Annotated in this window: 24 protein-coding genes; 5 read left to right on the top strand and 19 right to left on the bottom strand. The window is 49.3% G+C overall.

The annotated features are described in order from the left end of the window. Nucleotides 1-6 precede the first annotated feature (6 nt). Nucleotides 7-867, bottom strand: coding sequence for a type II secretion system protein GspC (gene gspC / locus CWE15_RS06140; protein ID WP_241971862.1), 861 nt, complete (start codon nt 865-867; stop codon nt 7-9). 216 nt (nt 868-1,083) lie between these two features. On the opposite strand from gspC, the gene hslR reads away from it, so the two are divergent. Then, on the top strand, nt 1,084-1,482 hold the full coding sequence (gene hslR, locus CWE15_RS06135; RefSeq protein WP_126757198.1) for a ribosome-associated heat shock protein Hsp15: 399 nt from the start codon (nt 1,084-1,086) through the stop codon (nt 1,480-1,482). Between the two features lie 10 nt (nt 1,483-1,492). Then, nucleotides 1,493-2,410 carry an Hsp33 family molecular chaperone HslO gene (gene hslO / locus CWE15_RS06130; protein ID WP_126757197.1) on the top strand — a complete coding sequence of 306 codons (918 nt, stop codon included), beginning with the start codon at nt 1,493-1,495 and terminating at the stop codon, nt 2,408-2,410. A gap of 1 nt (nt 2,411) precedes the next feature. Here the strand turns inward: hslO and der are convergent, their stop codons facing one another. From der to ndk, 8 genes are all read right to left on the bottom strand, one after another. After that, nucleotides 2,412-3,854 (bottom strand): ribosome biogenesis GTPase Der, encoded by a 1,443-nt coding sequence (der, locus tag CWE15_RS06125; protein WP_126757196.1) that lies wholly within the window; start codon nt 3,852-3,854, stop codon nt 2,412-2,414. A 26-nt stretch (nt 3,855-3,880) separates the two neighbouring features. Next, nucleotides 3,881-5,077: an outer membrane protein assembly factor BamB gene (gene bamB / locus CWE15_RS06120; RefSeq protein ID WP_126757195.1), complete on the bottom strand. Its 1,197-nt coding sequence runs from the start codon at nt 5,075-5,077 to the stop codon at nt 3,881-3,883. Next, on the bottom strand, nt 5,077-5,685 hold the full coding sequence (locus tag CWE15_RS06115) for a YfgM family protein (protein WP_126757194.1): 609 nt from the start codon (nt 5,683-5,685) through the stop codon (nt 5,077-5,079). Before CWE15_RS06115 ends, bamB begins: the two co-directional genes overlap by 1 nt. Nucleotides 5,686-5,701: 16 nt before the next feature. After that, nucleotides 5,702-6,979: a histidine--tRNA ligase gene (gene hisS / locus CWE15_RS06110; protein ID WP_126757193.1), complete on the bottom strand. Its 1,278-nt coding sequence runs from the start codon at nt 6,977-6,979 to the stop codon at nt 5,702-5,704. Nucleotides 6,980-7,055: 76 nt separating this feature from the next. After that, nucleotides 7,056-8,183 carry a flavodoxin-dependent (E)-4-hydroxy-3-methylbut-2-enyl-diphosphate synthase gene (gene ispG / locus CWE15_RS06105; RefSeq protein ID WP_126757192.1) on the bottom strand — a complete coding sequence of 376 codons (1,128 nt, stop codon included), beginning with the start codon at nt 8,181-8,183 and terminating at the stop codon, nt 7,056-7,058. Nucleotides 8,184-8,207: 24 nt separating this feature from the next. Continuing rightward, entirely contained in the window at nt 8,208-9,359 is a 1,152-nt protein-coding gene (locus tag CWE15_RS06100; RefSeq protein ID WP_126757191.1) for a RodZ domain-containing protein, read from the bottom strand. A gap of 58 nt (nt 9,360-9,417) precedes the next feature. Beyond that, nucleotides 9,418-10,551 carry a dual-specificity RNA methyltransferase RlmN gene (rlmN, locus tag CWE15_RS06095; protein WP_126757190.1) on the bottom strand — a complete coding sequence of 378 codons (1,134 nt, stop codon included), beginning with the start codon at nt 10,549-10,551 and terminating at the stop codon, nt 9,418-9,420. Between the two features lie 97 nt (nt 10,552-10,648). Further along, nucleotides 10,649-11,080 carry a nucleoside-diphosphate kinase gene (gene ndk, locus CWE15_RS06090; protein ID WP_126757189.1) on the bottom strand — a complete coding sequence of 144 codons (432 nt, stop codon included), beginning with the start codon at nt 11,078-11,080 and terminating at the stop codon, nt 10,649-10,651. Nucleotides 11,081-11,281: 201 nt separating this feature from the next. Here ndk and msrA point away from each other — a divergent pair, with 201 nt between their 5' ends. Further along, nucleotides 11,282-11,821 carry a peptide-methionine (S)-S-oxide reductase MsrA gene (msrA, locus tag CWE15_RS06085; protein WP_126757188.1) on the top strand — a complete coding sequence of 180 codons (540 nt, stop codon included), beginning with the start codon at nt 11,282-11,284 and terminating at the stop codon, nt 11,819-11,821. Nucleotides 11,822-11,823: 2 nt separating this feature from the next. Here msrA and CWE15_RS06080 read toward each other — a convergent pair whose 3' ends face one another. Both CWE15_RS06080 and trmJ read right to left on the bottom strand, forming a co-directional pair. After that, nucleotides 11,824-12,990, bottom strand: coding sequence for an IscS subfamily cysteine desulfurase (locus tag CWE15_RS06080; RefSeq protein WP_126757187.1), 1,167 nt, complete (start codon nt 12,988-12,990; stop codon nt 11,824-11,826). Between the two features lie 27 nt (nt 12,991-13,017). Further along, nucleotides 13,018-13,740 (bottom strand): tRNA (cytosine(32)/uridine(32)-2'-O)-methyltransferase TrmJ, encoded by a 723-nt coding sequence (trmJ, locus tag CWE15_RS06075; RefSeq protein WP_126757186.1) that lies wholly within the window; start codon nt 13,738-13,740, stop codon nt 13,018-13,020. A 141-nt stretch (nt 13,741-13,881) separates the two neighbouring features. On the opposite strand from trmJ, the gene suhB reads away from it, so the two are divergent. Further along, nucleotides 13,882-14,685 carry an inositol-1-monophosphatase gene (suhB, locus tag CWE15_RS06070; RefSeq protein WP_126757185.1) on the top strand — a complete coding sequence of 268 codons (804 nt, stop codon included), beginning with the start codon at nt 13,882-13,884 and terminating at the stop codon, nt 14,683-14,685. Between the two features lie 43 nt (nt 14,686-14,728). Here suhB and CWE15_RS06065 read toward each other — a convergent pair whose 3' ends face one another. From CWE15_RS06065 to CWE15_RS06045, 5 genes are all read right to left on the bottom strand, one after another. Further along, complete coding sequence (locus CWE15_RS06065; protein ID WP_126757184.1) at nt 14,729-14,899, bottom strand: DUF3545 family protein; 171 nt, start codon at nt 14,897-14,899, stop codon at nt 14,729-14,731. A 140-nt stretch (nt 14,900-15,039) separates the two neighbouring features. After that, the gene (gene ung, locus CWE15_RS06060) at nt 15,040-15,723 is read right to left on the bottom strand and encodes a uracil-DNA glycosylase (protein WP_126757183.1); all 684 of its coding nucleotides are present in this window, start codon (nt 15,721-15,723) and stop codon (nt 15,040-15,042) included. 80 nt (nt 15,724-15,803) lie between these two features. Continuing rightward, nucleotides 15,804-17,627 (bottom strand): DUF1302 domain-containing protein, encoded by a 1,824-nt coding sequence (locus CWE15_RS06055; protein WP_126757182.1) that lies wholly within the window; start codon nt 17,625-17,627, stop codon nt 15,804-15,806. A gap of 216 nt (nt 17,628-17,843) precedes the next feature. Then, entirely contained in the window at nt 17,844-18,773 is a 930-nt protein-coding gene (locus tag CWE15_RS06050) for an electron transfer flavoprotein subunit alpha/FixB family protein (RefSeq protein WP_126757181.1), read from the bottom strand. After that, nucleotides 18,770-19,519, bottom strand: a complete 750-nt coding sequence (locus tag CWE15_RS06045; RefSeq protein ID WP_126757180.1) for an electron transfer flavoprotein subunit beta/FixA family protein — start codon at nt 19,517-19,519, stop codon at nt 18,770-18,772. The genes CWE15_RS06050 and CWE15_RS06045 overlap by 4 nt, the downstream gene beginning before the upstream one ends. Nucleotides 19,520-19,706: 187 nt before the next feature. On the opposite strand from CWE15_RS06045, the gene CWE15_RS06040 reads away from it, so the two are divergent. After that, nucleotides 19,707-20,120, top strand: a complete 414-nt coding sequence (locus CWE15_RS06040) for a SufE family protein (RefSeq protein WP_126757179.1) — start codon at nt 19,707-19,709, stop codon at nt 20,118-20,120. Here the strand turns inward: CWE15_RS06040 and tcdA are convergent. The 3 genes from tcdA to CWE15_RS06025 are packed head-to-tail and all read right to left on the bottom strand — an operon-like array spanning nt 20,112 to nt 22,386. Then, nucleotides 20,112-20,882 carry a tRNA cyclic N6-threonylcarbamoyladenosine(37) synthase TcdA gene (gene tcdA / locus CWE15_RS06035; RefSeq protein ID WP_126757178.1) on the bottom strand — a complete coding sequence of 257 codons (771 nt, stop codon included), beginning with the start codon at nt 20,880-20,882 and terminating at the stop codon, nt 20,112-20,114. The two genes, CWE15_RS06040 and tcdA, sit on opposite strands and share 9 nt — an antisense overlap. Continuing rightward, entirely contained in the window at nt 20,882-21,364 is a 483-nt protein-coding gene (locus CWE15_RS06030) for a PAS domain-containing protein (RefSeq protein ID WP_126757177.1), read from the bottom strand. Before CWE15_RS06030 ends, tcdA begins: the two co-directional genes overlap by 1 nt. Continuing rightward, complete coding sequence (locus CWE15_RS06025; protein ID WP_126757176.1) at nt 21,358-22,386, bottom strand: response regulator; 1,029 nt, start codon at nt 22,384-22,386, stop codon at nt 21,358-21,360. The genes CWE15_RS06030 and CWE15_RS06025 overlap by 7 nt, the downstream gene beginning before the upstream one ends. Between the last annotated feature and the right edge of the window lie 2 nt (nt 22,387-22,388).

Raw genomic sequence — 22,388 nt, 5'->3', positions numbered from 1 at the left:
GTTCACCTATTCTTCCGGTATGTAGACATCGATATCTACATACTCACCATCTCGTAAAACGCGGATTTGCGCTTGAGTTGCCCCTTCTAACTGACTTATAAGGGCGATTGCGTCGGCCATATTGGTTAAGTCATAACCATTCATAGCAACCGCTAAGTCGCCCGGCCGTAAGCCAAGTTCACGGAATAATGTGCTGTCCCCTTTGGGGGCTAAACGGTAACCAATAAGCCCCTGTTCACTTTGCTGTGGGGTAATACTTATTAGCTCTAAAATTTCCATTTGCTGCGAAGTCAGTTCTGGCTCAACCGCCTCCTCGCTTTCTTGCGCAGCCGTGTCCGGCTCTGTCACTAGGGTTAATGGGGCTTCGCCACCATCACGCCCTTCTAACCAAAGAGTCTCTAATCTGTTGTTATTTTCCAGTAACACCCGGTCGCTTAAAATTTGTTTCACCACGGCTCGGCTATTGGCAATGATGTCACCGGGAATATACGTGGTTTGTGTACTGCCTTGTTGTACGATGGCCGCGGACAAGTTTGGGTTAGTACTGGCGGTCACCCCCACCAGACGAATGTTTAATTGGGTGACTGGGGCGTCTTGCACGGGCGCCGCTTGTTGTATGGCGCCTTGTTCACCAAATAAATGCAACGACTTAATCCGGCGTGTGTCAAGCACAGGCTGGCTTACAGTAGGAACAGCAATAGCACTGAGGGGTGTTAAAGGGGCTGGGCTGTCAGGCACGGCTAAACGCCAGGTGAGCTGTGCCAACGTCCATGCGGCAAACACCAAAAGCACCAGGCTTACGCTGGTAAAAACAAATTGCATCAGCCGCGGAGAGCGCAGCCACTCAAGGAGCCTATGGAGGTACATCACGTTTATTATTATATTCCTTGTCAATGGAATCTCATTCTATACTGCACAGCTTATAGCAACAACCGGTCAACATACCATTAACATCAATTTTTGGTTAGTCGCTTAGTTTTTCTGCAGTTTCAATTCCCTTTTCTGTGACTGTGATACACTTTTTCTTTGCTTGCACGCATAATACGCTGTATTAGGTTATTAAATGAGGGGTTCGTTCACTTTATGTCGAAACAAAATGTTTCAGAAACCTCTGTACGGCTCGATAAATGGTTATGGGCCGCTCGCTTTTTTAAACAGCGCAGCTTAGCACGTACCCATGTACAGGCTGGCAAAGTGCATTACAATGGGCAACGTACCAAACCAGCCAAGCTGGTTGAAGTGGGTGCCACTATTGAATTACCCCGCGGCTACGACCGAATGACAGTGGTTGTCAAAGCCATTAGCGGTCAACGCGGTAATGCAACTCAGGCAGCCACCTTATATGAAGAAACACCAGAAAGCCTCGCCAAACGGGAAGCCAATGCGGCCGCTCGTAAGGCGAATGCACTGTATAATCCACACCCAGAGAAGCGCCCGAACAGTAAACAGCGGCGTGATTTAATTAAATTTAAGCAGCAATAGGTTGTCTCTTATGTCTGAATCAACAACGTCACCTTCGTCAGCACAACACAACAGCATTTATCGGTTCACTTTTGCTGAACACGACGTGCGCGGCGAACTTGTCCAGCTTAACTCCAGTTATGCTGCTTTATGTGACAAGCATCATTACCCGGCCCCCGTTGCCAAGTTGCTTGGTGAATTGCTTGCAGTGACCAGCTTACTCACTGCAACATTAAAGTTTGAAGGCCATATTAATGTGCAGGTGCAAGGGAGTGGTCCGCTTAACTTTGCCACAGTGAATGGCCGTCACGACCAAAAGTTACGCGGTTTAGCTCGCACTCGCGCTGAGCTCACCGACGACAGCTTGCTAGGCATGTTAGGTGACGACGCACTATTAATTTTAACGCTAACGCCTGAACAAGGTGAGCGTTACCAGGGCATGGTAAAAATTGAAGGGAATAGTTTGGCCAAGGCTTTAGAAACTTACTTTGACCAGTCTGAGCAGTTGTCCACACGTATTTGGCTGCATGCAGACCCAGAGCGTCACCAAGCTGCGGGCTTTATGCTGCAAGTACTACCGGTTGCACAAAATGCGCCTAGCACGGCCAAAGAAAAGCAGCAGGAAAGCTTTGAGCATTTTACGACCCTTGCCAGTACTTTAACGCAGGAAGAAATTTTCACCTTGCCGGTGGAAGACATTCTGCATCGGTTATTTCACGAAGACGATATTCGTTTATACCCTGAGCAAGAAGTCGCTTTTTATTGTGGTTGTTCGCGGGAGCGCACCGCAAATGCGTTACGCTCGGTAGAGCGCAGTGAGTTACGAGAAATATTAGAAACCGAAGGGCGTTTGGTGCTGTCTTGTGACTACTGCTTAACCGAGTACAGTTACGACGCCATCGATGTAGAAGCCCTCGACAGTCCAGAGGCTCCTACACAGACGCAGTAAATTACTTCTTCTTCACGTGGCGTAGCATGCGCTTACGTTTGCGCTGCTGCGACAAGCTAAGCTTGTTGCGGCGGCCTGAGAAGGGGTTATCGCCAGAACGAAACTCTATCTTCACTGGGGTACCCATAAGCTGCAAAGACCGACGAAAGTAGTTCATCAGGTAGCGCTTGTAGCTGTCTGGCATATTACTCACCTGATTGCCATGAATAACAATAAGGGGTGGGTTGTATCCCCCAGCGTGAGCATACTTCATTTTTACGCGGCGGCCACGTACCAGTGGCGGCTGGTGTTCATCAATAGCCGACTCCATAATACGCGTTAACTGAGACGTACCCACACGTTTCGTGGCACTGGCATAAGCTTCTTGTACTGACTCAAACAAGTGGCCCACATTGGTGCCGTGTAATGCCGAAATAAAATGGATACGGGCAAAGTCGACAAAGCCTAAGCGGCGGTCAAGCTCTTGCTTTATCCACTCCCGTGCATCCGACTCGAGGCCGTCCCATTTGTTAATAGCCACCACCAAAGAGCGGCCCGCATTCAAGACAAAGCCAAGAATGCTTAAGTCTTGATCGCTAATACTTTCCCGCGCATCTATGACCATAATCACCACGTTGGCGTCTTCAATGGCTTGCAGGGTTTTAATAACAGAATACTTTTCAATGGCCTCGTCGATACGGCCACGACGCCGAACTCCGGCTGTGTCGATCAGGGTGTAGGCTTGGCCGTCACGCACCATGGGAATATACACGCTGTCGCGGGTGGTACCCGGCTCGTCGTACACCACCACCCGCTCTTCACCTAGAATACGGTTGGTTAAGGTTGATTTGCCCACATTAGGGCGACCCACAATAGCAAGCTTAATGGGCGTGGCTGGGTCGGGTGCAACAAAGCCTGTGTCTTCGTCAATATCGACTTCTTCAGCCACAGGGGCAATAACATCGGGGAAGTCTTCAAGCAGCGGCTTAAAGGCTTCCTTCATTAACTTGCTCACACCACGGCCTTGGGCCGCTGCAATTTGCCATACCTGGCCAAGCCCAAGCTTATAGAAGTCGGAGCTGGCCGAGTCACCGTCAATGCCGTCTACCTTGTTGGCCACCAAGCGAATTTCTTTCTCTTGGCGGCGTAAATAGTCGGCCAGGTGTTCGTCCGACGCGGTTAAACCGTCCCGAGCGTCCACCAAGAACAAAACTAAGTCTGCTTCATGCACCGCTTGCAATGACTGTTCAGCCATGGCGCGGTCAATGCCTTCTTCATCGCCTTGAATACCGCCTGTATCCACAACAATAAACTGGTAACCGTCGTAACGCGCCGAGCCATACTGGCGGTCGCGCGTTAAGCCCGGGAAGTCAGCCACGAGTGCGTCGCGGCTGTTCGTTAAGCGGTTAAATAATGTGGATTTACCCACATTGGGGCGGCCGACGAGGGCCACAACTGGCAACATGAAACGTCCTTTTGCTCAGGGGGTGCTTACTCAGCACCCACCAATTTAATTGAATATAAACGACCCGCAGCGCTTTGTACGAGTAAGTGCTCGCCAGCTACTACAGGCGCCGTGCGAATAGCGTCGCCTTCTTCTAAACGAAGTCGACCCACCAATTCACCTGAATTTCTGTCCAGCCAATGAACATAACCAAACCGGTCGCCCACAACTAAGTAGCCTGCATGCTCAGTCACGTCGGTCAGGCTTCGGAAGTAAAGGTCGCTGTTGCGCCACAGCTCAGTACCCGACACACGGTTTAGGGACACCACATGGCTTTCTTGAGTGACCAAAACCAATCGATTACGAACCAACTTAGGTGCACTGGCGCTTGGTTGATCGCGCTTCCACAACACTTCACCCGAGCGCAACTCCAACGCTACCGTTTGGCCATTATAGCCGGAAATATATACAGTACTGCCCACAACCAAAGGGGTACCATCCACGTCGGTAATACGCTCTAGGTCAGAAGAGCCTTGCGGAGCTGCTACGCGAGCTTCCCAAGCGAGGCGGCCACTTTCTAGTAGCAGAACTTGTAGCTTACCTGTGCCTGTACCCACAACAACACCACCGCTGGTAATAACAGGACGCGACACACTACGTAATGAAAGCAAGCCTGTTTCGTCTTCAAAGCTCCATACTTGGCTGCCGTCTTCTTCGTTCAGTGCCACAATAAAGCCATTGCTTAAATGCACCACCACAAAGCCTTCGGCCACGGTTGGGGCGGTCATCACTTCACCCTTCACCTTGCCTTCCCACAGGGTTTCGCCTGTGTTTTTGTCAAGCGCAAAGACAATGCCATTTTCTGAGGACACGTACATACGCTCGCCAACAATCACTGGGCCGGCAGAAAGCCGAGCGGACTCACCTCGTGGAAAGTGCTCAAACCAACGTTCAACACCACTCAAGTCGCGCTGCCATATGCGCTTTCCCGTGTCAGCATGATGCGCCACCAACAAACCGTAGCGGTCTGCTGCATACACCACGCCATTGTCGTACGCTGGCTGTAGTTCTGTATAGTGTTCTTCAGTACCCAGGCCGACCCGGGTTTTCCAGACAACTTCAGTTTCTACGCTTGGCGTAAAGGCTGTGAGAGCTGCATAGTTCGGCTTGCTTTTTGAGGAGCAGCCGGCCAATACCAAGGCTAAAGCTGCAACTGAGAGCATCGACTTGAAGGTTTTATTCATTAGTTCGCCGCCAAATTGTCGAGTTTCATTTGTAAAAACGGGTGAGCGCCTTGCTGCGATAATGCAATTGCGTTTTCATAGGCTGCTTTAGCCTCAGTCAGCTGGCCTTGCGCAACAAAAATGTCGCCTTCAACTTCCGCTTTCAAGGCCGCATAACCTGGTGCCGTTACAAGGGCTAGGGCTGAAGTCGCTGCGCTGAACTCTTCCCGCGCTAACTCAACGCGCGCTAGGCGTAAACCAATGACGCCTTGTAATTCAGCGCGAGACGTTTCAGCTAACGCCTTGCGTAAGTGTTCAGCTGCTGCTTCTAGGTCGCCCTCTTCGACTGCTGCGCTGGCTAAGTGCAAGCGGGTTAAGGCTGCCTGTGAACTACCTTCTAAAGTATTGAGCAGTTCATCAGAAAATGCCGTTTCGGGCGACTGTATTTGTTCCAATGCTTGTTCGTAAGCCGCCGTTTGTGCTTGCGCTGATTCTTGCTGTGCACTTTGGTAACTGCGCCAACCAAACATAGAACCAAGGCCAATCACCAAACCGGCAACAATCCAAGGTCCGTATTCGCGAATAAAATTCTTTACTAATTCTACTTCTTGTTCATCGTTGTTAGCCACGTGCTATTCCCCTTTATTATTTTAATTCTAAGCCGCTGATAAGCGCTTGCAGGCCGTTCCAGTCGAGTGTCGTTTGCTCGCCTTGGCCTCGTAAAAATTTCACCGTATAGGTATTGTCCGCTACTTCACTTTCTCCAAGTAGGATTGCAATATCAGCGCCTGACCTATCCGCACGTTTTAATTGATTACCAAACTTTCCACCACCACAGTGCTGGTGTACACGCAATGTAGGAAAGGCGTCTCGTAGCTTTTCGGCAACAGCTTGCGCTGGAAGTTCCGCTTGCGCGCCGCCAACCACAATAAAGACATCCACAGGTTTCGGCACCCGCAGGGTGTCGGCGGCTTCCAACATCAGTACCAAGCGTTCAAGCCCCATGGCAAACCCAACAGCAGGGGTGTCTTTGCCACCTAATTGACCCACTAAACCGTCGTAGCGGCCACCGGCACACACAGTTCCTTGCGCACCTAAACTGTCGGTGACCCATTCGAACACCGTTCGGTTGTAGTAGTCGAGACCACGCACTAAACGTTCGTTCAGCGTATAAGCAACGCCCGCTGCGTCTAACCGCGCACACACACTTTCAAAGTGCTCGCGCGACTCTTGGTCCCAATAGTCGGACAGCTTAGGCGCTTGGCTCAACATATCCGCCATGGCTGGATTTTTTGAGTCCAGAATACGCAAAGGGTTGGTTTCTAAACGGCGAACACTGTCTTCGTCGAGTTGGTCCATGTGCTCGCGCAAATAGGCTGTCAGTGCGTCCCGATAGTTCGCACGCGCCTCGTTCGAAGCCAGCGAGTTCAACTCCAACGTTAAGTGCTCAGCAATGCCAAGGTCACGCCACAAACGGGCTGTCATAATAATAAGTTCAGCGTCAATGTCGGGACTAGCAATACCAAAGGTTTCAACGCCCACTTGGTGGAATTGGCGGTAACGTCCTTTTTGTGGACGCTCGTAACGGAACATGGGCCCCATATACCATAAGCGTTGTTGCTGGTTATACAGCAACCCGTGCTGGTTACCTGCGCGCACACAGCTTGCCGTACCTTCTGGACGTAAGGTGAGGCTCTCGCCATTCCTGTCGTCGAAGGTATACATTTCTTTTTCCACAATATCGGTGACTTCACCGATAGAGCGTTTGAATAACTCCGTATGCTCCACAATAGGCATACGTATTTCACTGTAGCCATAACGTGCAACGAGCTGGCGAATAACCTGCTCAATTGCCTGCCAGCGACCGGTTTGGTCCGGCAGTATGTCATTCATTCCACGAATTGCTTGAATTTGCTTTGCCACTGCAACAGCCTTCCTAATAGTAAAGTGTCGGCATTATAGGGAGTTTACACAGGTAGGTAAAACGTTACGCCCACGATTAATTGGTCTCTGTTGCGTCAACAACAGGTATTTTATTGGTTTCGTCAACACGCGCCACATAGGCACGAATACGCTGCTCCAACTGATCGACTAAGTCGTCGTTGTGGAGTCGTTCCCGTTGACGTTCGCCGTCTATATAAAAACCGCTGCGGGTTTTTGCCCCTGCTAAGCCAATATTGGAAATATTTGCTTCACCCGGTCCATTCACGACACAGCCAATAATGGACACGTCAAGGGACGTAGTAATGTCTTCGAGACGTTGCTCAAGTGCGTTCACTGTTCCAATGACGTCGAACTCTTGTCGTGAACAACTCGGGCAAGCAATAAAGTTAATGCCACGAGAACGAATGCGCAGCGACTTTAAAATATCAAAGGCGACTTTAATTTCTTCCACCGGATCCGCAGCTAACGACACCCGCATGGTGTCGCCAATGCCTTCTGCTAATAACATGCCAAGGCCAACCGCAGACTTCACCGCACCGCTACGAGCGCCACCTGCTTCGGTAATGCCCAAGTGCAACGGCTGTTCAATTTCTTTCGCCAGCAAGCGGTAGGCTTCTACCGCTAGAAATACGTCCGAAGCTTTGACACTGACTTTGAAGTCATGAAAGTCGAGGTCACGTAAAATATTCACATGGCGCATGGCCGACTCCACCAATGCTGCGCCATTGGGCTCGCCATATTTTTCTTGAATATCCCGCTCGAGGGAGCCAGCATTGACGCCAATACGAATCGGAATATTGCGCTCGCGAGCAGCATCAACCACCGCACGAATACGGGTTTCATTGCCAATATTGCCTGGGTTTATACGCAAGCAGTCCACACCATATTCGGCAACCTTAAGCGCTATACGGTAGTCAAAGTGAATGTCGGCAACCAAAGGTACTTGGGTCTGCTCTTTAATTTGCTTAAAGGCTTCGGCGGCATCCATGGTGGGTACGGACACCCGCACAATATCTGCACCGGCAGCTGCAATAGCGTTAATTTGCGCCACGGTTGCCGCCACATCGGTGGTTTCAGTATTTGTCATGGACTGTACGGCAATGGGTGCGCCGTCACCAATAGGGACGTCGCCTACATAAATGCGGCGACTCTTACGTCTTGTAATGTTCGCTGGGGTACTCATGTACAACTACTCAATAATGGCCGGTTATAATTCTGGCACGCGAAATGGAACCACTCGGTTCGTTGGCAGTGCGCTTAAGTCGACACGCTCACCTTGATAATATACTTCAACCGCGGTTGGAGCGCCCAAAATAACATTATACGCACTCACGCCGCCGAGGGGCATATTATAACCTTTTCGCTTTGTACCTACTGCTAAAATGTTTTCATTATTTCCATGCTCGCTCACCTCAACCCAGCTGTCACCCTTGAAGTACAGCACGAGCTCGCCAGCATTCGGGTCGGCTGCATCTAAAAAAGAGCCAGTGCGAGTCACTGGGGTGTTTTCGGCCGTCGCTTCTGCTGTTGTTTCATTATTCATTAACGGCTCACTCAGTGGTTCTTCCGCTTGTTCTGCACCTGCTTGCTGAGGGGTCGGGGTTTGTTCTTCACCAGCTGCCGGGCTTGTCAGGTCACGGCTTTCAGAAGTTAGCTCTTGCGGTGGCTGGCTCAATTCGTTTTCTAAGGCTAGGCTTTCACCGCCTCGATTTGCGCCGTCTTCAAACGGCTGTGCCGTCTGCTCTGCGCTTTGCTCCGATGCTGCCGTTATGAAGGCATCGGAAGGAACAGCGTTTGCAGCTTGCGCTGACGCGTCTTGTGTTTCAGACGGCATCGCTTGGCTTGCTTCCGGCTCCATTTGCTGCTCCGTCTGCTGCTCTGACGTAGCCGGCATGTCCGTTGTTTCCAAGTCGTTGGTTGTGGCGGACTGCTGCCAGAAGAAGAGCACCACGGAAGCAATTAATATGGCCACAATAACGTAGGTAATCAGCATCAAACGGTTGTCATGGGTTTCCATGGTTTTTTTGCGTGAAAAGCTACGCATATCTTTTGGCTGCGGTTTTTCGTCAATTAGGTCATGGTACGCATTCAGTACATATTCTTCCGACGCTTCCACATGCTTGGCATAAGACCTTAAGTAACCTCGGGTAAAGGTAACCGCCACTTTCGGGTCGAACTTGTTCGCTTCAAGCTCTTCAATAAGCTGCTGCCGCAGACACAGGCTTGCAGCCACATCTGCGGTTGATAATCCTTTCGCTTCTCGTGCGGCACGTAAAATATCACCAGGAAAAAGGCGCATGTCGAGCTGCGCTTCTTCACCGCTTTGTTTTTGTTGTATGTTTTCGTCTTCTACTGTCATGAGAGCCTGATTTATACGCGTTACCAGTCCATGGTGCGTGTGTTACGCTCCTTGCTTGCTAGGTCGTTGCTTTTACAGCAATTGCCTGGCCACCCTTTTGTCGTTGTTGTCGTTTTAATAGGCGCTTGGTTCTATCTGCGACATCCCCCACGAGCTGCCCACATGCGGCATCAATATCATCGCCTCGTGTTTTTCTAACCATAACGACATATCCGTGTTCCATCAATACCTTTGCGAACCGATCAATACGAGAATTGCTCGAACGACCATAGTCACTTCCCGGAAATGGGTTAAATGGAATCAGGTTGATTTTGCTTGGTGTACCTTCCAGTACCTTCGCCAATTGATGCGCTTGCTCCATCGAGTCATTTATATGGTCAAGCATTACATATTCAACGGTTACTTTGGTTTGCGCTTTTGAGTTTTCCACATAGCGGCGCGCCGACTCTAAAAATTGCGCTATCGGGTACTTTTTATTCACGGGAACAATTTCGTCACGCAGCTCGTTGTCCGGCGCATGCAGCGATATAGCAAGGGCTACGTCGATTTGGTCACGCAATGCGTCAAGGGCAGGCACCACACCTGAGGTACTTAAAGTGACACGGCGTTTCGACAAGCCGAAGCCAAAGTCGTCGAGCATGAGCTCCATGGCGGGCACGACATTTTTTACATTCAGCAAAGGTTCGCCCATGCCCATCATGACCACGTTGGTGACAGCCTTTACATTGGTTTCACCAAAAGCACCTAAAACCTTGTTCACACGCCATACTTGGCCGATGATTTCAGACACACGTAAATTTCTGTTAAAGCCTTGCTGACCTGTCGAACAGAAGGTGCATTCAAGGGCACACCCTACCTGCGACGACACACATAAGGTGGCGCGGTCGGCTTCTGGAATCCAAACACTTTCGACTTCTTGGCCATCGCCTAAGTCCATTGCAAATTTAATGGTACCGTCGGCGGACTCTTGCTGGGTTTTAATTTCTGGCGCTTTAATTTCAGCAAGCTCACTTAACTTAGCCCGTAAGGCTTTGTTTAAGTTTGTCATTTGCTCGAAATCGTCAACACAATAGTGGTAAATCCACTTCATTACCTGGTCGGCTCGAAATGGCTTTTCACCGATATCGGCAAAAAACGCTTTCACGCCTTCTCGGTTTAAATCAAGTAAGTTCACTTTCTTTACGGTGGACATAACAACCTCATACTGTGTGGAGAACAAGCGGCTTAATGGTGAAAAAGGGGCCGAAGCCCCTTTTACAACATGCTTGCTTAATGCGACTTGCTATAGTTTAGCGTGTACGCGGGCAAATTTCTTCATCGCTGAAGAAGTAAGCAATTTCACGTGCTGCTGACTCTACTGCGTCTGAGCCGTGCACTGCGTTTTCGTCAATGGTGTCTGCGTAGTCTGCACGAAGTGTACCGGCAGCTGCTTCCTGTGGGTTTGTTGCACCCATGATTTCACGGTTTTTACGCACTGCGTCTTCACCTTCAAGAACCATCACAACGATAGGGCCTGAAGTCATGAACTCAACAAGCGCACCAAAGAAAGGACGCTCAGAGTGTTCAGCGTAGAAGCCTTCTGCTTTTTCTTTGCTTAGGTGCATCATTTTCTGACCAACAACACGCAGGCCAGCAGTTTCAAAGCGGTTAATAATAGCGCCAACAACGTTTTTTGCTACGCCGTCAGGCTTAATGATGGAAAGGGTACGTTCCAAAGCCATGTTATATACTCCAAGTCGATAGGCCCACTTGGCCAATATGACCAAAGTGATAAAAATTCGCGCGAATTATACGTGATCTCCGCGTTAATTCCCAATGAAAACTTTTCACTCGCTGGCAATTTAAAGTTTTTTAATGCTTGCAGTGCTGGTAACTCTTCATCTAGTATGGACGTCTAAACACCTAAACAGAATTGAGGTCATATGTCTGAATTATCTATTGCCACCTTTGGCGGTGGCTGTTTTTGGTGCACCGAAGGGGCATTTCAGCAACTGCAAGGAGTTCATTCGGTACAATCTGGGTATGCTGGTGGCCATACAGAAAACCCGACCTATGAAGCTGTATGCACAGGCAACACAGGCCACGCAGAAGTCGTGCAAATTCAGTATGACGCGTCCGTCATTTCTTACCGAGAGTTACTGGAAGTGCTTTTTGCTATTCACGACCCAACCCAACTGAACCGCCAGGGGAACGATATTGGCACCCAATACCGTTCAGCTATTTTTTACCATACGGAAGCGCAGCGTGAAGTGGCTGAAGCATTTATTGCAGAAGTGACAGCAGACGAGGTGTTTGACCAGCCAATAGTGACCGAAATAAGTCCGCTGCAAAATTGGTACCCCGCAGAAGACCACCACGAGGACTATTTTAACCGAAACCCGGAGCAACCCTACTGTGCAGCTGTAGTTGCCCCGAAGTTAGCCCGCTTTCGTAAAACCTTTGCGGACAAGTTAAAGAAATAACGCTACAACCATAAAGGCTTGCTGTTACGCAAGCGCGGGATGGCTTCATTCAGTATATCTTCTACCGCCGCTATATCTTCTTCTGTGGTATAGCGGCCCACACTAAAGCGAATAGTCGCAAGGGCCAACTCCCGCTCACGGCCAAGAGCGAGTAACACGAAGGAAGGGTCCACAGTAGCCGAATTACAGGCCGAGCCCGACGACACAGCTAAGTCACTCAAGTTCATGGCCAAGGCGTCGGGGCACAAACCACCAAAGCTCACATTCAGCAAGCTACCTACGCCCTGCTCTAAGCAGCCGTTCAAGGTCACATCGCCTAATGCCTGAATGGTATTCCATAAACGGTCACGATACCCAGTAAGCCGTTCCATCTCGGTTTGACCTTTTTCTTTAGCGATACGAGCAGCTTCGCCAAAGCCAACGATTTGGTGAGTGGCTAAGGTTCCCGAACGCATGCCACGCTCGTGACCACCACCATGTATTTGTGCCTGCAGGCGAACCCGAGGGGTGCGTCGAACATACAGTGCTCCTATTCCTTTTGGGCCATACATTTTGTGGCCAGAAATAGACAGCAGATCAATATTCAGTGCATTCACATCCACCGGTACTTTGCCTACGCTTTGAGCACCATCCACATGAAAAAGTACATCACGCTCCTTACACATAGCACCTAACGCCGCTATGTCTTGGATAACACCAATTTCATTGTTTACATGCATAACGCTAAGCAAAATGGTGTCGTCTCGAAAGGCTTCAGCAACTTGATTTAAATCCAGCAGGCCGTTGCTTTGTACGGGCAAGTAGGTGATGTCAAAACCACGTCGTTCGAGGTCAGCGCAGGCGTCGAGCACTGCTTTATGCTCGGTGCACACAGTAATAATATGCTTACCTTTGTCTTGATGAAACTCTGCAACCCCTTTAATAGCCAGGTTATCTGATTCCGTTGCCCCTGAGGTAAATACAATTTCACGAGGGTCTGCAAGAATAAGCTCAGCAATTTGGTGACGGGCTTCGTCTACCAGCTCTTCCGCTTGCCAGCCTAAGCGATGGGACCGCGACGCAGGATTACCAAACACCCCGTCATAGGTTAAGCATTGCATCATTTTTTCTGCAACAGCAGCGTCAACAGGGGTTGTGGCAGCGTAATCAAGATAAATAGGTCGTTTCATACTTCAAGCTCTTTCTCTTCGGTAAGATTATTTCTTAACATGACGTTCGAATGAAGTCAGTATGCCACGTAAAATATTTAATTCATTCTTATCTGGTCGTGTTCTTGTATAGAGTCGCCGCAATTTACTCATTACCTTGCCCGGGTGATTCTTTACAATAAAGCCGGAGTCGGTAATAGCACGTTGTAAATGGGTAAAAAAGCCCTCCATTTCACCCGCTGTAGGGTAGTCACCTTCGGCCTCTGGGTAACCTTGCTCTTCTGCGGCTAAGTAAGCAACCCGCACTTCATAGCATAAGGTTTGCACCGCCATAGCTAAGTTGAGGGAACTGTACTCCGGGTTGGCAGGTATATGCGTGTGCATATGGCACTGCTGTAATTCTTCATTGGTTAGGCCCGAAGCCTCCCGTCCAAAAACCAAAGCCACTTTACCACTTTGGCCTTCTGCCATGATTTTAGCACTCGCTTCACGTGGTGTGGTCATGGGCCAGTCCAGCGTGCGGCTTCGCGCACTGGCGGCAAACGTAAGTTGACAATCGTCAATGGCTTCCACCAAGGTGTCGACAATACGCGCATTGGCTAAAATATCGGTAGCTCCTGCAGCTAAAGCAGCGGCTTTACCCTCGGGCTTCTCTTGTGGGTCCACCAGCACTAAGTCGGTGATTCCCATCGTTTTCATGGCTCGTGCGGCCGAGCCTATATTGCGTTGATCTGACGTGTTCACCAGCACAATTCGAACGTTGTTGAGCATAATATACGCACCTTTTTTATAGGTGCGCAATGCTAGCACAACATTGCTTTGTGTGCCTATATGTAGATTCATTGCGCAATAGCCATTGTTTGTTTATACTGCGCCTGAATAATACGTTCTTTGCCAGTACAGGAAATCAGCATGCACGCAATGTTAAACATTGCCGTTCGCGCAGCGCGCGCGGCCGGCCGGGTGATCACTAAATCGTATGGTAACCCACAACACTTAGAAATCGAGTCGAAAGCACACAACGACTTTGTCACCAATGTGGACAGAGCCGCTGAAGAGGCTATCATTGCGACTATTAAAAAGTCTTACCCAAAACATAGCATTATGGCGGAAGAGTCAGGTGTTATGGTCGGCGTAGATGCTGATTACCAGTGGGTGATTGATCCACTCGATGGCACCACAAACTTTATGCGCGGCATTCCACACTTTTGTGTGTCGGTTGCTCTTACCGTTAAAGGGGTCCCACACCACGCCGCTATTTACGACCCACTACGTGACGAGCTGTTCACAGCCAGCCGCGGTGCGGGCGCTCAATTAAACGGTTTCCGTACACGTGTAACAAGCCCTAAAAACCTTGAAGGTACTTTGCTTGCTACAGGTTTTCCATTCCGTATGAAGCATATTCTTCCTGAGTACCAAAAACTTTTTGGCGCCTTATTTGAAGACGCTGCCGACATTCGTCGCGCTGGTTCTGCTGCTCTCGACTTGGCTTATGTGGCCTGTGGACGTATGGACGGATACTGGGAAGCGGGTTTAAAACCATGGGACACAGCCGCAGGCGAACTGCTTGTACGTGAGTCCGGAGGTATGGTGACAGACTTTGCCGGTGGCATGAATTATCGCACATCGGGCAACATTGTTGCTGCTAGCCAAAAGGTTATTCAACCTATGCTCGTCAAAATGCGCAACGAGTTACCCCAGTCACTTCTCGACTAAAAAACAAAAACGCCGGCATCAAATATGTCGGCGTTTTTCTTTATTAAATCTCTAAGTCTTCAATGTCATAACTTGACGTGTAGTCAATACTTTCAAGTTCTTTTAGCAAGTTATGGCGCTCTTTTAGCATTTCTATTTCTCGCCACTTACGCTTAGCGCGACGTCGTTTGGCTGGCCGTGCTTCCGTGTTTTTTAGCTCTTCTGAATGATCCATAGAAAGCTCCTTACTATTTTATTTTTATAAGAGTGTTATCTATATCATGCGAACTTGGCTTCCTTGCCTGCTTGCATACCCTCTTTATACCACAAAAACACAAAAGAGCACACAATTAATTAACATTCGAACAAAAAGCATCACGCAAGTGACCAGTTTATCACCCCCTTCCCTTGCGCCGTTAAAAAGTCGTTGGCTTTTCTAAAGTGCTCCTGTTCAAAGAAACCTCGGTAAGCGGATAAAGGCGAGGGGTGCACGCCCGTTAATACACAGTGTTTGCTGGTGTCTATCCCCTTCAAGGCATTCTGTGCGTGCTTCCCCCACAGCATAAATACCACCGGTGGACCCGCCGCTATATGTTTTAATATTGCTTGGGTTAGGGTTTGCCAACCTAATTGCTGGTGGGAGCCTGCAGCGCTGTCCCTGACAGTGAAGACTGTATTGAGCAACAATACCCCTTGCTCAGCCCAACCTGTTAAACAACCATGCTCTGGCGTTTTAAACCCTGGGTAATCCACAGCGAGGGCTTTATACATATTCCGAAGCGAAGGCGGCACTTTTATACCTTTCGGTACTGAAAAAGCAAAGCCATGGGCTTGCCCTGCTTGGTGGTATGGGTCTTGACCTAAAATCACCACACGCACGTGTTCAGGTGCTACCGCTGCTAAGGCAGCAAATATGTGGTCGTTATCAGGGTAAATGCGTATTCCTTGCGCACGCTCTTTTTGCACGGCCTGCCAGCAAGCCTCAAGCTCTGCTGTTATGTCCGGCTGTGTTATTGCGGCACGCCACGAACGAGGAAAGTAATCGAATAGTTTGTACATTGTGTATGTCTTGCTAAATTATTTGTTACCAAGAAAAAAGGCCAGCAATGGCTGGCCTTTCATTATTTGTAACCCTTTGTTTAAAACGAAACTGCAAAGCTCGCTGAAACAAAGTCACGGTCGTGAGTTGGGTCGTAGTCAGCACCGTCAAAGCGGCTGTACGACACATTAAAGTTGTACTTGCTCATGTAGTTACCACCCATGATTAAGGACAAGTTACGGCGACCTTCAATAAAGTTGGTATTCGGCGAGTAACCGCTAATGTCATGACCGAAAGCAATCGCTGGCGTTAAGTTCCACCCCATGAAGGCGTTTGAGTACTCAAACTGTACACGGGTACGGTAACCATAGGACGTACTGGTGACAAAGCCTTCACAGTTGCCTGCGCTAATACCTGCAGCAACACCAAGAGCTGACTCTGCATCTGCTTGGGTGAAGCATTTACCGTATACAGGGTTACGACCAAAGCGTTGCTCGTTTAAGCCTGGTAAGTCCGCCACATGGCTTAAGGCCAATTCGGCAATAAAGGTTACGCGCTGAGCTCCAAGTACTTGGTCAAAGAACTGCAAGAAAGTGGTTTGTGCTTGCCATACTTCCAGCTCTTCGTAACCTGCTGCGTGTCCGCCCACAGGAATACCGTCTGGACGTACTTTGTCGAGACGATCTAAGAAGGTGCTTGGAATGTTCGGCTGCAAACCCGCACTTAAAATTTCTGTGGTGTTAATTTGTACGGCTTGAGCCGGACGATAGCTTACTTCACCACTCCACGACCAAGTACCTAGCGTGGTACTAAAGCTAGTACCGTAAATTTTGTTGTCTTCTGGCCACTCTACAAAGTACTGAGGACCTAACGTTGACACCACGTTATTGCTTGGAGCAGGCGTACGCCAGTCGTAAGCAGAGATAATAGGGGCCGTGTTATGGACGTTTAAGAAGTAAAAGCCGAACTCTGTGTCAAGCGCCATCGAGTAGTAACGCATAGACACACCAAACTGACCGCTGTCACTGGCTTTTAAGTCGTCTGCACGGGCTACATATAAGCCGGCTTCAACAGACTCTTTGTCACCAAATATTGTATTTGGCCCTACTTGTGGGTTTAAGGTTACCTTGTTACAACCAGGCCCGCCGAGAATGTCAACGGACGAGAAGTAGGTACCACAGCCGTCAAGCTTGGTGTTGTCCCACTCATACATGTAGAAGGTGTCCAGGCTTAAGCTTTCGGTTAGGCCAAGGGAAAAGGTCACCATACCCACTGGTAAAAGTGCTTCCCGAAGTTCTGCACCTGGGCGACGTAGGGCGTTTACGTCAGCTGGGTTAATCGCGTTTACACCGTTTTGAATAAAGGTGCTTTCACCCCAGCTAAGTACTTGGCGACCCACCCGTAAGTCGGCAGGCATATTGCCAATGTCAAAGCTGGTGTATACAAAGGCGTCAAGCAAGTTAATGCCTTTGCCTTTTGAATATTTGTCAAAGGCGTCGTTATTTAAGCGCGCGTCCGATGCATAGTTATTTGCTGTATGTCCATGCGGGAAGCCTTCGTTTTGTAGTACGTCGTCGTACCAATAATTAAAACGAACAAATGCACCTGTATTACCACTGCCCGTAATGCTGATGTCGTGCACACCACGGAAAACAAACGAGGTCATGTCGCCTTTGTCGAAGTTCAGGTTACCGTCGTCTGCTACGGACGAGTGGCCACCGCCACCTTCCATATTCCCTGGGTGAATAATTCTTAAGTCTCTGTCTTGTACACGCCACTGTGCACCAAGGGAGAATGTTGAGTCGAAATCAATATTCACTGGGCCGAGATCGAAATTAGCAGCGTTCGCTGCAGGCATAGCAACAGCAAGCGCTACGGCCGAAGCGAGAGGAAGTTTTCTGAATACAGATGTCATTTTTTTCATTGTTGTTGCCACCTATCCTGCGTTACCGAGAACTAGAGTCCTAGGCTATTAATTATCAAAAATCATGTCTGATTCGCTGCTCAAGCGCAAGCACTAATAACAATTCAAACATAAATATTTGAGTTTTTATATAATCTTGTTGTTTTTATTAACCCGTTAATAAAGCAGGTTAGCAGACCACTAACCTGCTTGTCACCTTATTAGGCTTTCTTATCACTATAGTGCGTTTTCTAACGCGGGTAAAACATCAAATAAGTCGGCAACTAACCCATAATCAGCAACTTGGAATATAGGCGCCTCTTCGTCTTTGTTAATAGCAACAATAACTTTAGAGTCTTTCATACCCGCCAAGTGCTGAATTGCGCCGCTAATACCGACTGCAATATATAATTCAGGTGCAACAATTTTACCCGTTTGACCCACTTGCATGTCGTTCGGTACAAAGCCCGCGTCTACAGCAGCACGCGAGGCACCAATGGCTGCACCTAGCTTGTCAGCAATACCTTCAAGCAAGGCAAAGTTTTCGCCATTTTGCATACCACGGCCACCCGAGATAACCACACGAGCCGAAGTTAGGTCTGGACGTTCACTTTCAGCAAGCTCTTCGCCCACAAAGCTGACTTTGTCAGAGCTAAAGACTTGATCAACGGCTTCAATGGCCGCCGAACCACCTGTCGCTTCTACACTATCAAAGGCGGTAGCACGCACTGTCACAACCTTAATGGCTTCATTGCAGCGCACTGTGGCAATGGCATTACCTGCGTAAATTGGACGGCGGAAAGTGTCGGCACTTTCCACGGCAATGACGTCAGACACTTGCGCAACATCAAGCAACGCCGCAACCCGTGGCATAAAGTTCTTACCTGTTGTGGTTGCTGCTGTCACTATGTGGCTATAGTCTTTGCCTAAGTCCGCAACAAGGGCAGAAATATTTTCAGCTAAGAAGTGGCCGTAGGCTGCGTTATCGGCACAAAGCACTTTACTAACACCTGCAACCTGTGCTGCTTCTGCTGCCACCGCTTGGCAACCTTCACCAGCCACTAGCATATGAATGTCATCACCCATCGCCTGCGCCGCAGCCATGGTTTTTAGCATCGCTGGATTTAAGCTTTGGTTGTCATGTTCGGCAATTACTAAAATACTCATAAAACTTTCGCCTCATTTTTTAACTTTTCAACTAACTCTGCCACATCGGCAACCTTGACACCTGCACTGCGCTCGGCTGGTGGTTCAACGCTTAGCAATTCGATGTTATTGGTTAGTTCTACACCCATGTCACTGGCCGCTTTCACATCCAGAGGTTTACGCTTCGCCTTCATAATGTTTGGCAGTGAAGCATAACGGGGTTCATTTAAGCGCAGGTCTGTGGTGACAATGGCTGGAAGTGTCAACTTCACCGTTTGCAAGCCGCCGTCTACTTCACGAGTTACCTGTACGCTGTCGCCTTCTACCACGACCTCTGAGGCAAAGGTACCTTGTGGCATATCGGTTAGGGCGCCCAACATTTGACCCGTTTGGTTGTTGTCTGAGTCAATGGCTTGCTTACCAAGAATAACCAGTTGTGGTGCTTCTTCTGCAACCACTTCCTTGAGTAGTTTCGCAGCAACCAAAGAGTCTGGCATTTCGTCGCATTCAATATGCACACCCCGGTCGGCTCCAAGGGCCAGTGCGGTTCGGATTTGCTCTTGGCAGGCTTTTGGCCCGATAGAGACTACCACCACTTCTTCAGCGACGCCTTTTTCTTTTAGGCGCACAGCTTCCTCAACAGCAATTTCACAAAACGGGTTGAGAGCCATTTTTACGTTACTTAGGTCAACGTTGGACTGATCTGCTTTTACGCGTACTTTCACGTTGTAATCAATCACTCGTTTAACCGCGACCAAAATTTTCATAACTACTTTCCTTATCCTATTAGGTCTTGGACGGTATAAATTCGCCTGCCATTATGTAAAAGCAGCCTGCATCCTACAAGGGAAAACGCTATAATAGACGAAATTTTGCTATCAATCACGACCATTCGCGTATTCTATTGGGGTAATTTGTACCCCATGCGTTACAGTTTCAAAGGCCTATTTCGTTATGCAAACTTCTCTCAATTCAGCTGCCTACGCCTTACAACAGACGCTCTGTGCGGCCCGAGGCTGGGAGCAGCGTTACCGTGAATTATTACAAATAGGCAAACAAGCCCCCAACAATGAGCATATACGCACCTCTGAGTTTCAGGTGCAAGGCTGCCAAGCAAAGGTGTGGTTACAGGTAAATGTGCAGGAAGGTGGCATGCAGGTGCTGGCTGACAGCGACGCCCGCTTAGTGAAAGCCTTACTGCAGGTCATGATAACGCCGCTACAAGGCCAACCCTTGGAATATTTAGCCCAGTTTGATTTTTCGGCTTGGTTAGCACAGTGCCAACTGGCAGACCATCTCAGTGCGTCGCGGGTGAATGGCTTGCACCAAATGGCCTTGGCCTTAAAAGCCCATGCGCCTTTAGCCTAGCATCTTTTTTAATAGCCGAGCCGCAGCAAAAAACCCGAAGCTGCCGGTGACCATTAAAGAGGCACCAAACCCTGACGAGCAGTCTAAGCGACCTTGCTGTTTGCCTGGTTTTTCGTAGGAGACCGTACCGTCACTTTGTGGGTAACGTAGCTGTTCTTCCGAATACACACACTCGATACCAAATTTGCGCTTTGGGTTTTTACTAAAGCCATGGTGTCGGCGTAAGTCGTAGCGCACTTTCGCCATCAGTGGGTCTTGTTGTACGCGGGCTACATCGGCCACCCGAATTTCCGTTGGGTCAATTTGCCCCCCTGCCCCGCCAGTGGTGACCACAGGCAGCTTGTTGCGCACGCACCAAGCAAGCAAAGCAACCTTCGCCCGGACACTGTCAATCGCATCCAACATGCCGTCCAGATCTTCAGGCAAGTCGGCGGCTGGCTCTTCAGCCCGAATGAAGTCGTCCACTATGGTGAGTTTTATGTCTGGGTTAATGTCTTGTAGTCGCTCAGCCAGCACTTCTGTTTTTAAGCGACCCACAGTGCCGGTAAGAGCATGGGACTGACGGTTCACATTACTTAAGCAAATATCGTCCATGTCTATTAAGGTCAGTGCGCCTACCCCGCTTCGCGCTAAGGCTTCAGCGGCCCAGGAGCCAACCCCACCTAAGCCCGCTACGGCTAAGTGCAGCTGTTGTATTTTTTTCGCTTCATCGTGGCCATACAGGCGCTCGATACCACCGAAGCGACGTGCGTACTCTGTCATTAAAAGGTATTCCAATTGGTTTGTTTGTTCATGCGTTCGCGCAGCTTCGCTTCAGCCAATGCTGACTCCGCCATATCTGTCACGTCGTACACAATAATGCCTAAATGTTCCACCTGGCCCCGTGCATTGGTCAGGGGCAACAAGGTCACGTTTTGGTACATATAGGTTGATGCGCCCGTAACGGGGCGGTACGAAGAGAATTGAAACAAATAAGGCCGCTGCTCCCAAATAATAAAGGCTCGACTACCTAATTGAAAGGTACGCTCGGCTTTCCGGAGAAACCAGTCTTGGTCTATTTCTGGGGCAACCTGAAATAAACTTTGCTGCTGCACTTCACTGGCGCGCTTCCCACTGTGATTTGCCATAAACTCGTTCCACAGCGACACTGTAAAGTTGCGGTCGATCACCACAATGCCCACATCAATAGCGGCTAATAGGCTCATTTTGGTGTGTAAGTCGTCCATTTCCTCTGTATTCAACATACTGAGTCACCATCTAATAAATAGGCCAACTGACGATTCATGGCCGGCAACGCCGTGCTTGGAAATAACAGCAACAAGTCGAATTCAATATCAAAACCTTCTAACTTGTAGCCAATTTCGATTGCCAAAATTTCTTGCCAACGCTTCGCTGCACCTTTGAGTAACTCAGGCACAGACACATTGCGCCCAAGAATAACGGGGTGCGCTTGGTTCATGCGCACATACAATTGTTCACCAATTCCTTGCAAACAAGCGCCTATCAGCAAGTTACTAATGTCTAATAACGCTTCAATGTCATAGTCTTTGTCGTGCGTGTCGTTACCAAGTAAGCGGCTCACGTCTTTCATGTTGGTGTCATTAAAAATCACCATGGCTTCGCCTGTAATACCGTCACCGGTAAAGCCTTGAGTGACAGCAGAAACCGCAGCAGATTGGTCCACCGAGGTTAACACCATGTGCAGTTCCGAAGGCGCTATCTGGTTCACTGTGGGCACTGGCAGCTGCACAAAGACATCCAGTGCTCGCGCCAGCAATTCACCCGCTCGGCCCATGGCCACATTCGCCACTTCTTGGTACATGTCCCTGTGGCTAACCTGCAGTTCTGCGCCACGGTCAGCGGCTTGTTGCGCTGCTGCAGCGGGCGGCTCTGCGGTTGCGGAAAAGAAGCCATATTCTTGTAAAACCCGTTCTAGGACTGCCACTTCGGTTGGCTTTTTAATAAATTCAAAGGCACCCAATGCCAGCACCCGTGCTTTCGCTTCGGGTTGAACGTCTCCCGACACCACCAACACCATGGCCGGCAAGTCTCGCCTGCGAATTTCTTCCAGTGTTTGGTAGCCGTCCATGACCGGCATGTTCAAGTCTAAAAAGGTAAGCGCACCTTTGCCTTCCGCAATCAGCTCCAGGGCTTCTTCACCATGTTCAGCAAAACTAACGTCTACATCCCATGCAGCGGGAAGAATCCGCGCCAGCTGCTTACGCGCTAATGCGGAGTCGTCACAAATCAGCACAGGCAATGGCATAG

Source organism: Aliidiomarina taiwanensis (assembly GCF_003987015.1).
GTDB classification, from domain to species: Bacteria; Pseudomonadota; Gammaproteobacteria; order Enterobacterales; family Alteromonadaceae; genus Aliidiomarina; species Aliidiomarina taiwanensis.
This window is presented reverse-complemented; position numbering and strand designations above follow the sequence as displayed.

Excerpts from the sequence above, each read along its gene's own strand:
- gspC (WP_241971862.1), bottom strand. The coding sequence starts at position 867 with ATGTACCTCCATAGGCTCCTTGAGTGGCTGCGCTCTCCGCGGCTGATG.
- hslR (WP_126757198.1), top strand. The coding sequence starts at position 1,084 with ATGTCGAAACAAAATGTTTCAGAAACCTCTGTACGGCTCGATAAATGG.
- hslO (WP_126757197.1), top strand. The coding sequence starts at position 1,493 with ATGTCTGAATCAACAACGTCACCTTCGTCAGCACAACACAACAGCATT.
- der (WP_126757196.1), bottom strand. The coding sequence starts at position 3,854 with ATGTTGCCAGTTGTGGCCCTCGTCGGCCGCCCCAATGTGGGTAAATCC.
- bamB (WP_126757195.1), bottom strand. The coding sequence starts at position 5,077 with ATGAATAAAACCTTCAAGTCGATGCTCTCAGTTGCAGCTTTAGCCTTG.
- ispG (WP_126757192.1), bottom strand. The coding sequence starts at position 8,183 with ATGAGTACCCCAGCGAACATTACAAGACGTAAGAGTCGCCGCATTTAT.
- CWE15_RS06100 (WP_126757191.1), bottom strand. The coding sequence starts at position 9,359 with ATGACAGTAGAAGACGAAAACATACAACAAAAACAAAGCGGTGAAGAA.
- rlmN (WP_126757190.1), bottom strand. The coding sequence starts at position 10,551 with ATGTCCACCGTAAAGAAAGTGAACTTACTTGATTTAAACCGAGAAGGC.
- ndk (WP_126757189.1), bottom strand. The coding sequence starts at position 11,080 with ATGGCTTTGGAACGTACCCTTTCCATCATTAAGCCTGACGGCGTAGCA.
- msrA (WP_126757188.1), top strand. The coding sequence starts at position 11,282 with ATGTCTGAATTATCTATTGCCACCTTTGGCGGTGGCTGTTTTTGGTGC.
- CWE15_RS06080 (WP_126757187.1), bottom strand. The coding sequence starts at position 12,990 with ATGAAACGACCTATTTATCTTGATTACGCTGCCACAACCCCTGTTGAC.
- trmJ (WP_126757186.1), bottom strand. The coding sequence starts at position 13,740 with ATGCTCAACAACGTTCGAATTGTGCTGGTGAACACGTCAGATCAACGC.
- suhB (WP_126757185.1), top strand. The coding sequence starts at position 13,882 with ATGCACGCAATGTTAAACATTGCCGTTCGCGCAGCGCGCGCGGCCGGC.
- CWE15_RS06065 (WP_126757184.1), bottom strand. The coding sequence starts at position 14,899 with ATGGATCATTCAGAAGAGCTAAAAAACACGGAAGCACGGCCAGCCAAA.
- ung (WP_126757183.1), bottom strand. The coding sequence starts at position 15,723 with ATGTACAAACTATTCGATTACTTTCCTCGTTCGTGGCGTGCCGCAATA.
- CWE15_RS06055 (WP_126757182.1), bottom strand. The coding sequence starts at position 17,627 with ATGAAAAAAATGACATCTGTATTCAGAAAACTTCCTCTCGCTTCGGCC.
- CWE15_RS06050 (WP_126757181.1), bottom strand. The coding sequence starts at position 18,773 with ATGAGTATTTTAGTAATTGCCGAACATGACAACCAAAGCTTAAATCCA.
- CWE15_RS06045 (WP_126757180.1), bottom strand. The coding sequence starts at position 19,519 with ATGAAAATTTTGGTCGCGGTTAAACGAGTGATTGATTACAACGTGAAA.
- CWE15_RS06040 (WP_126757179.1), top strand. The coding sequence starts at position 19,707 with ATGCAAACTTCTCTCAATTCAGCTGCCTACGCCTTACAACAGACGCTC.
- tcdA (WP_126757178.1), bottom strand. The coding sequence starts at position 20,882 with ATGACAGAGTACGCACGTCGCTTCGGTGGTATCGAGCGCCTGTATGGC.
- CWE15_RS06030 (WP_126757177.1), bottom strand. The coding sequence starts at position 21,364 with ATGTTGAATACAGAGGAAATGGACGACTTACACACCAAAATGAGCCTA.
- CWE15_RS06025 (WP_126757176.1), bottom strand. The coding sequence starts at position 22,386 with ATGCCATTGCCTGTGCTGATTTGTGACGACTCCGCATTAGCGCGTAAG.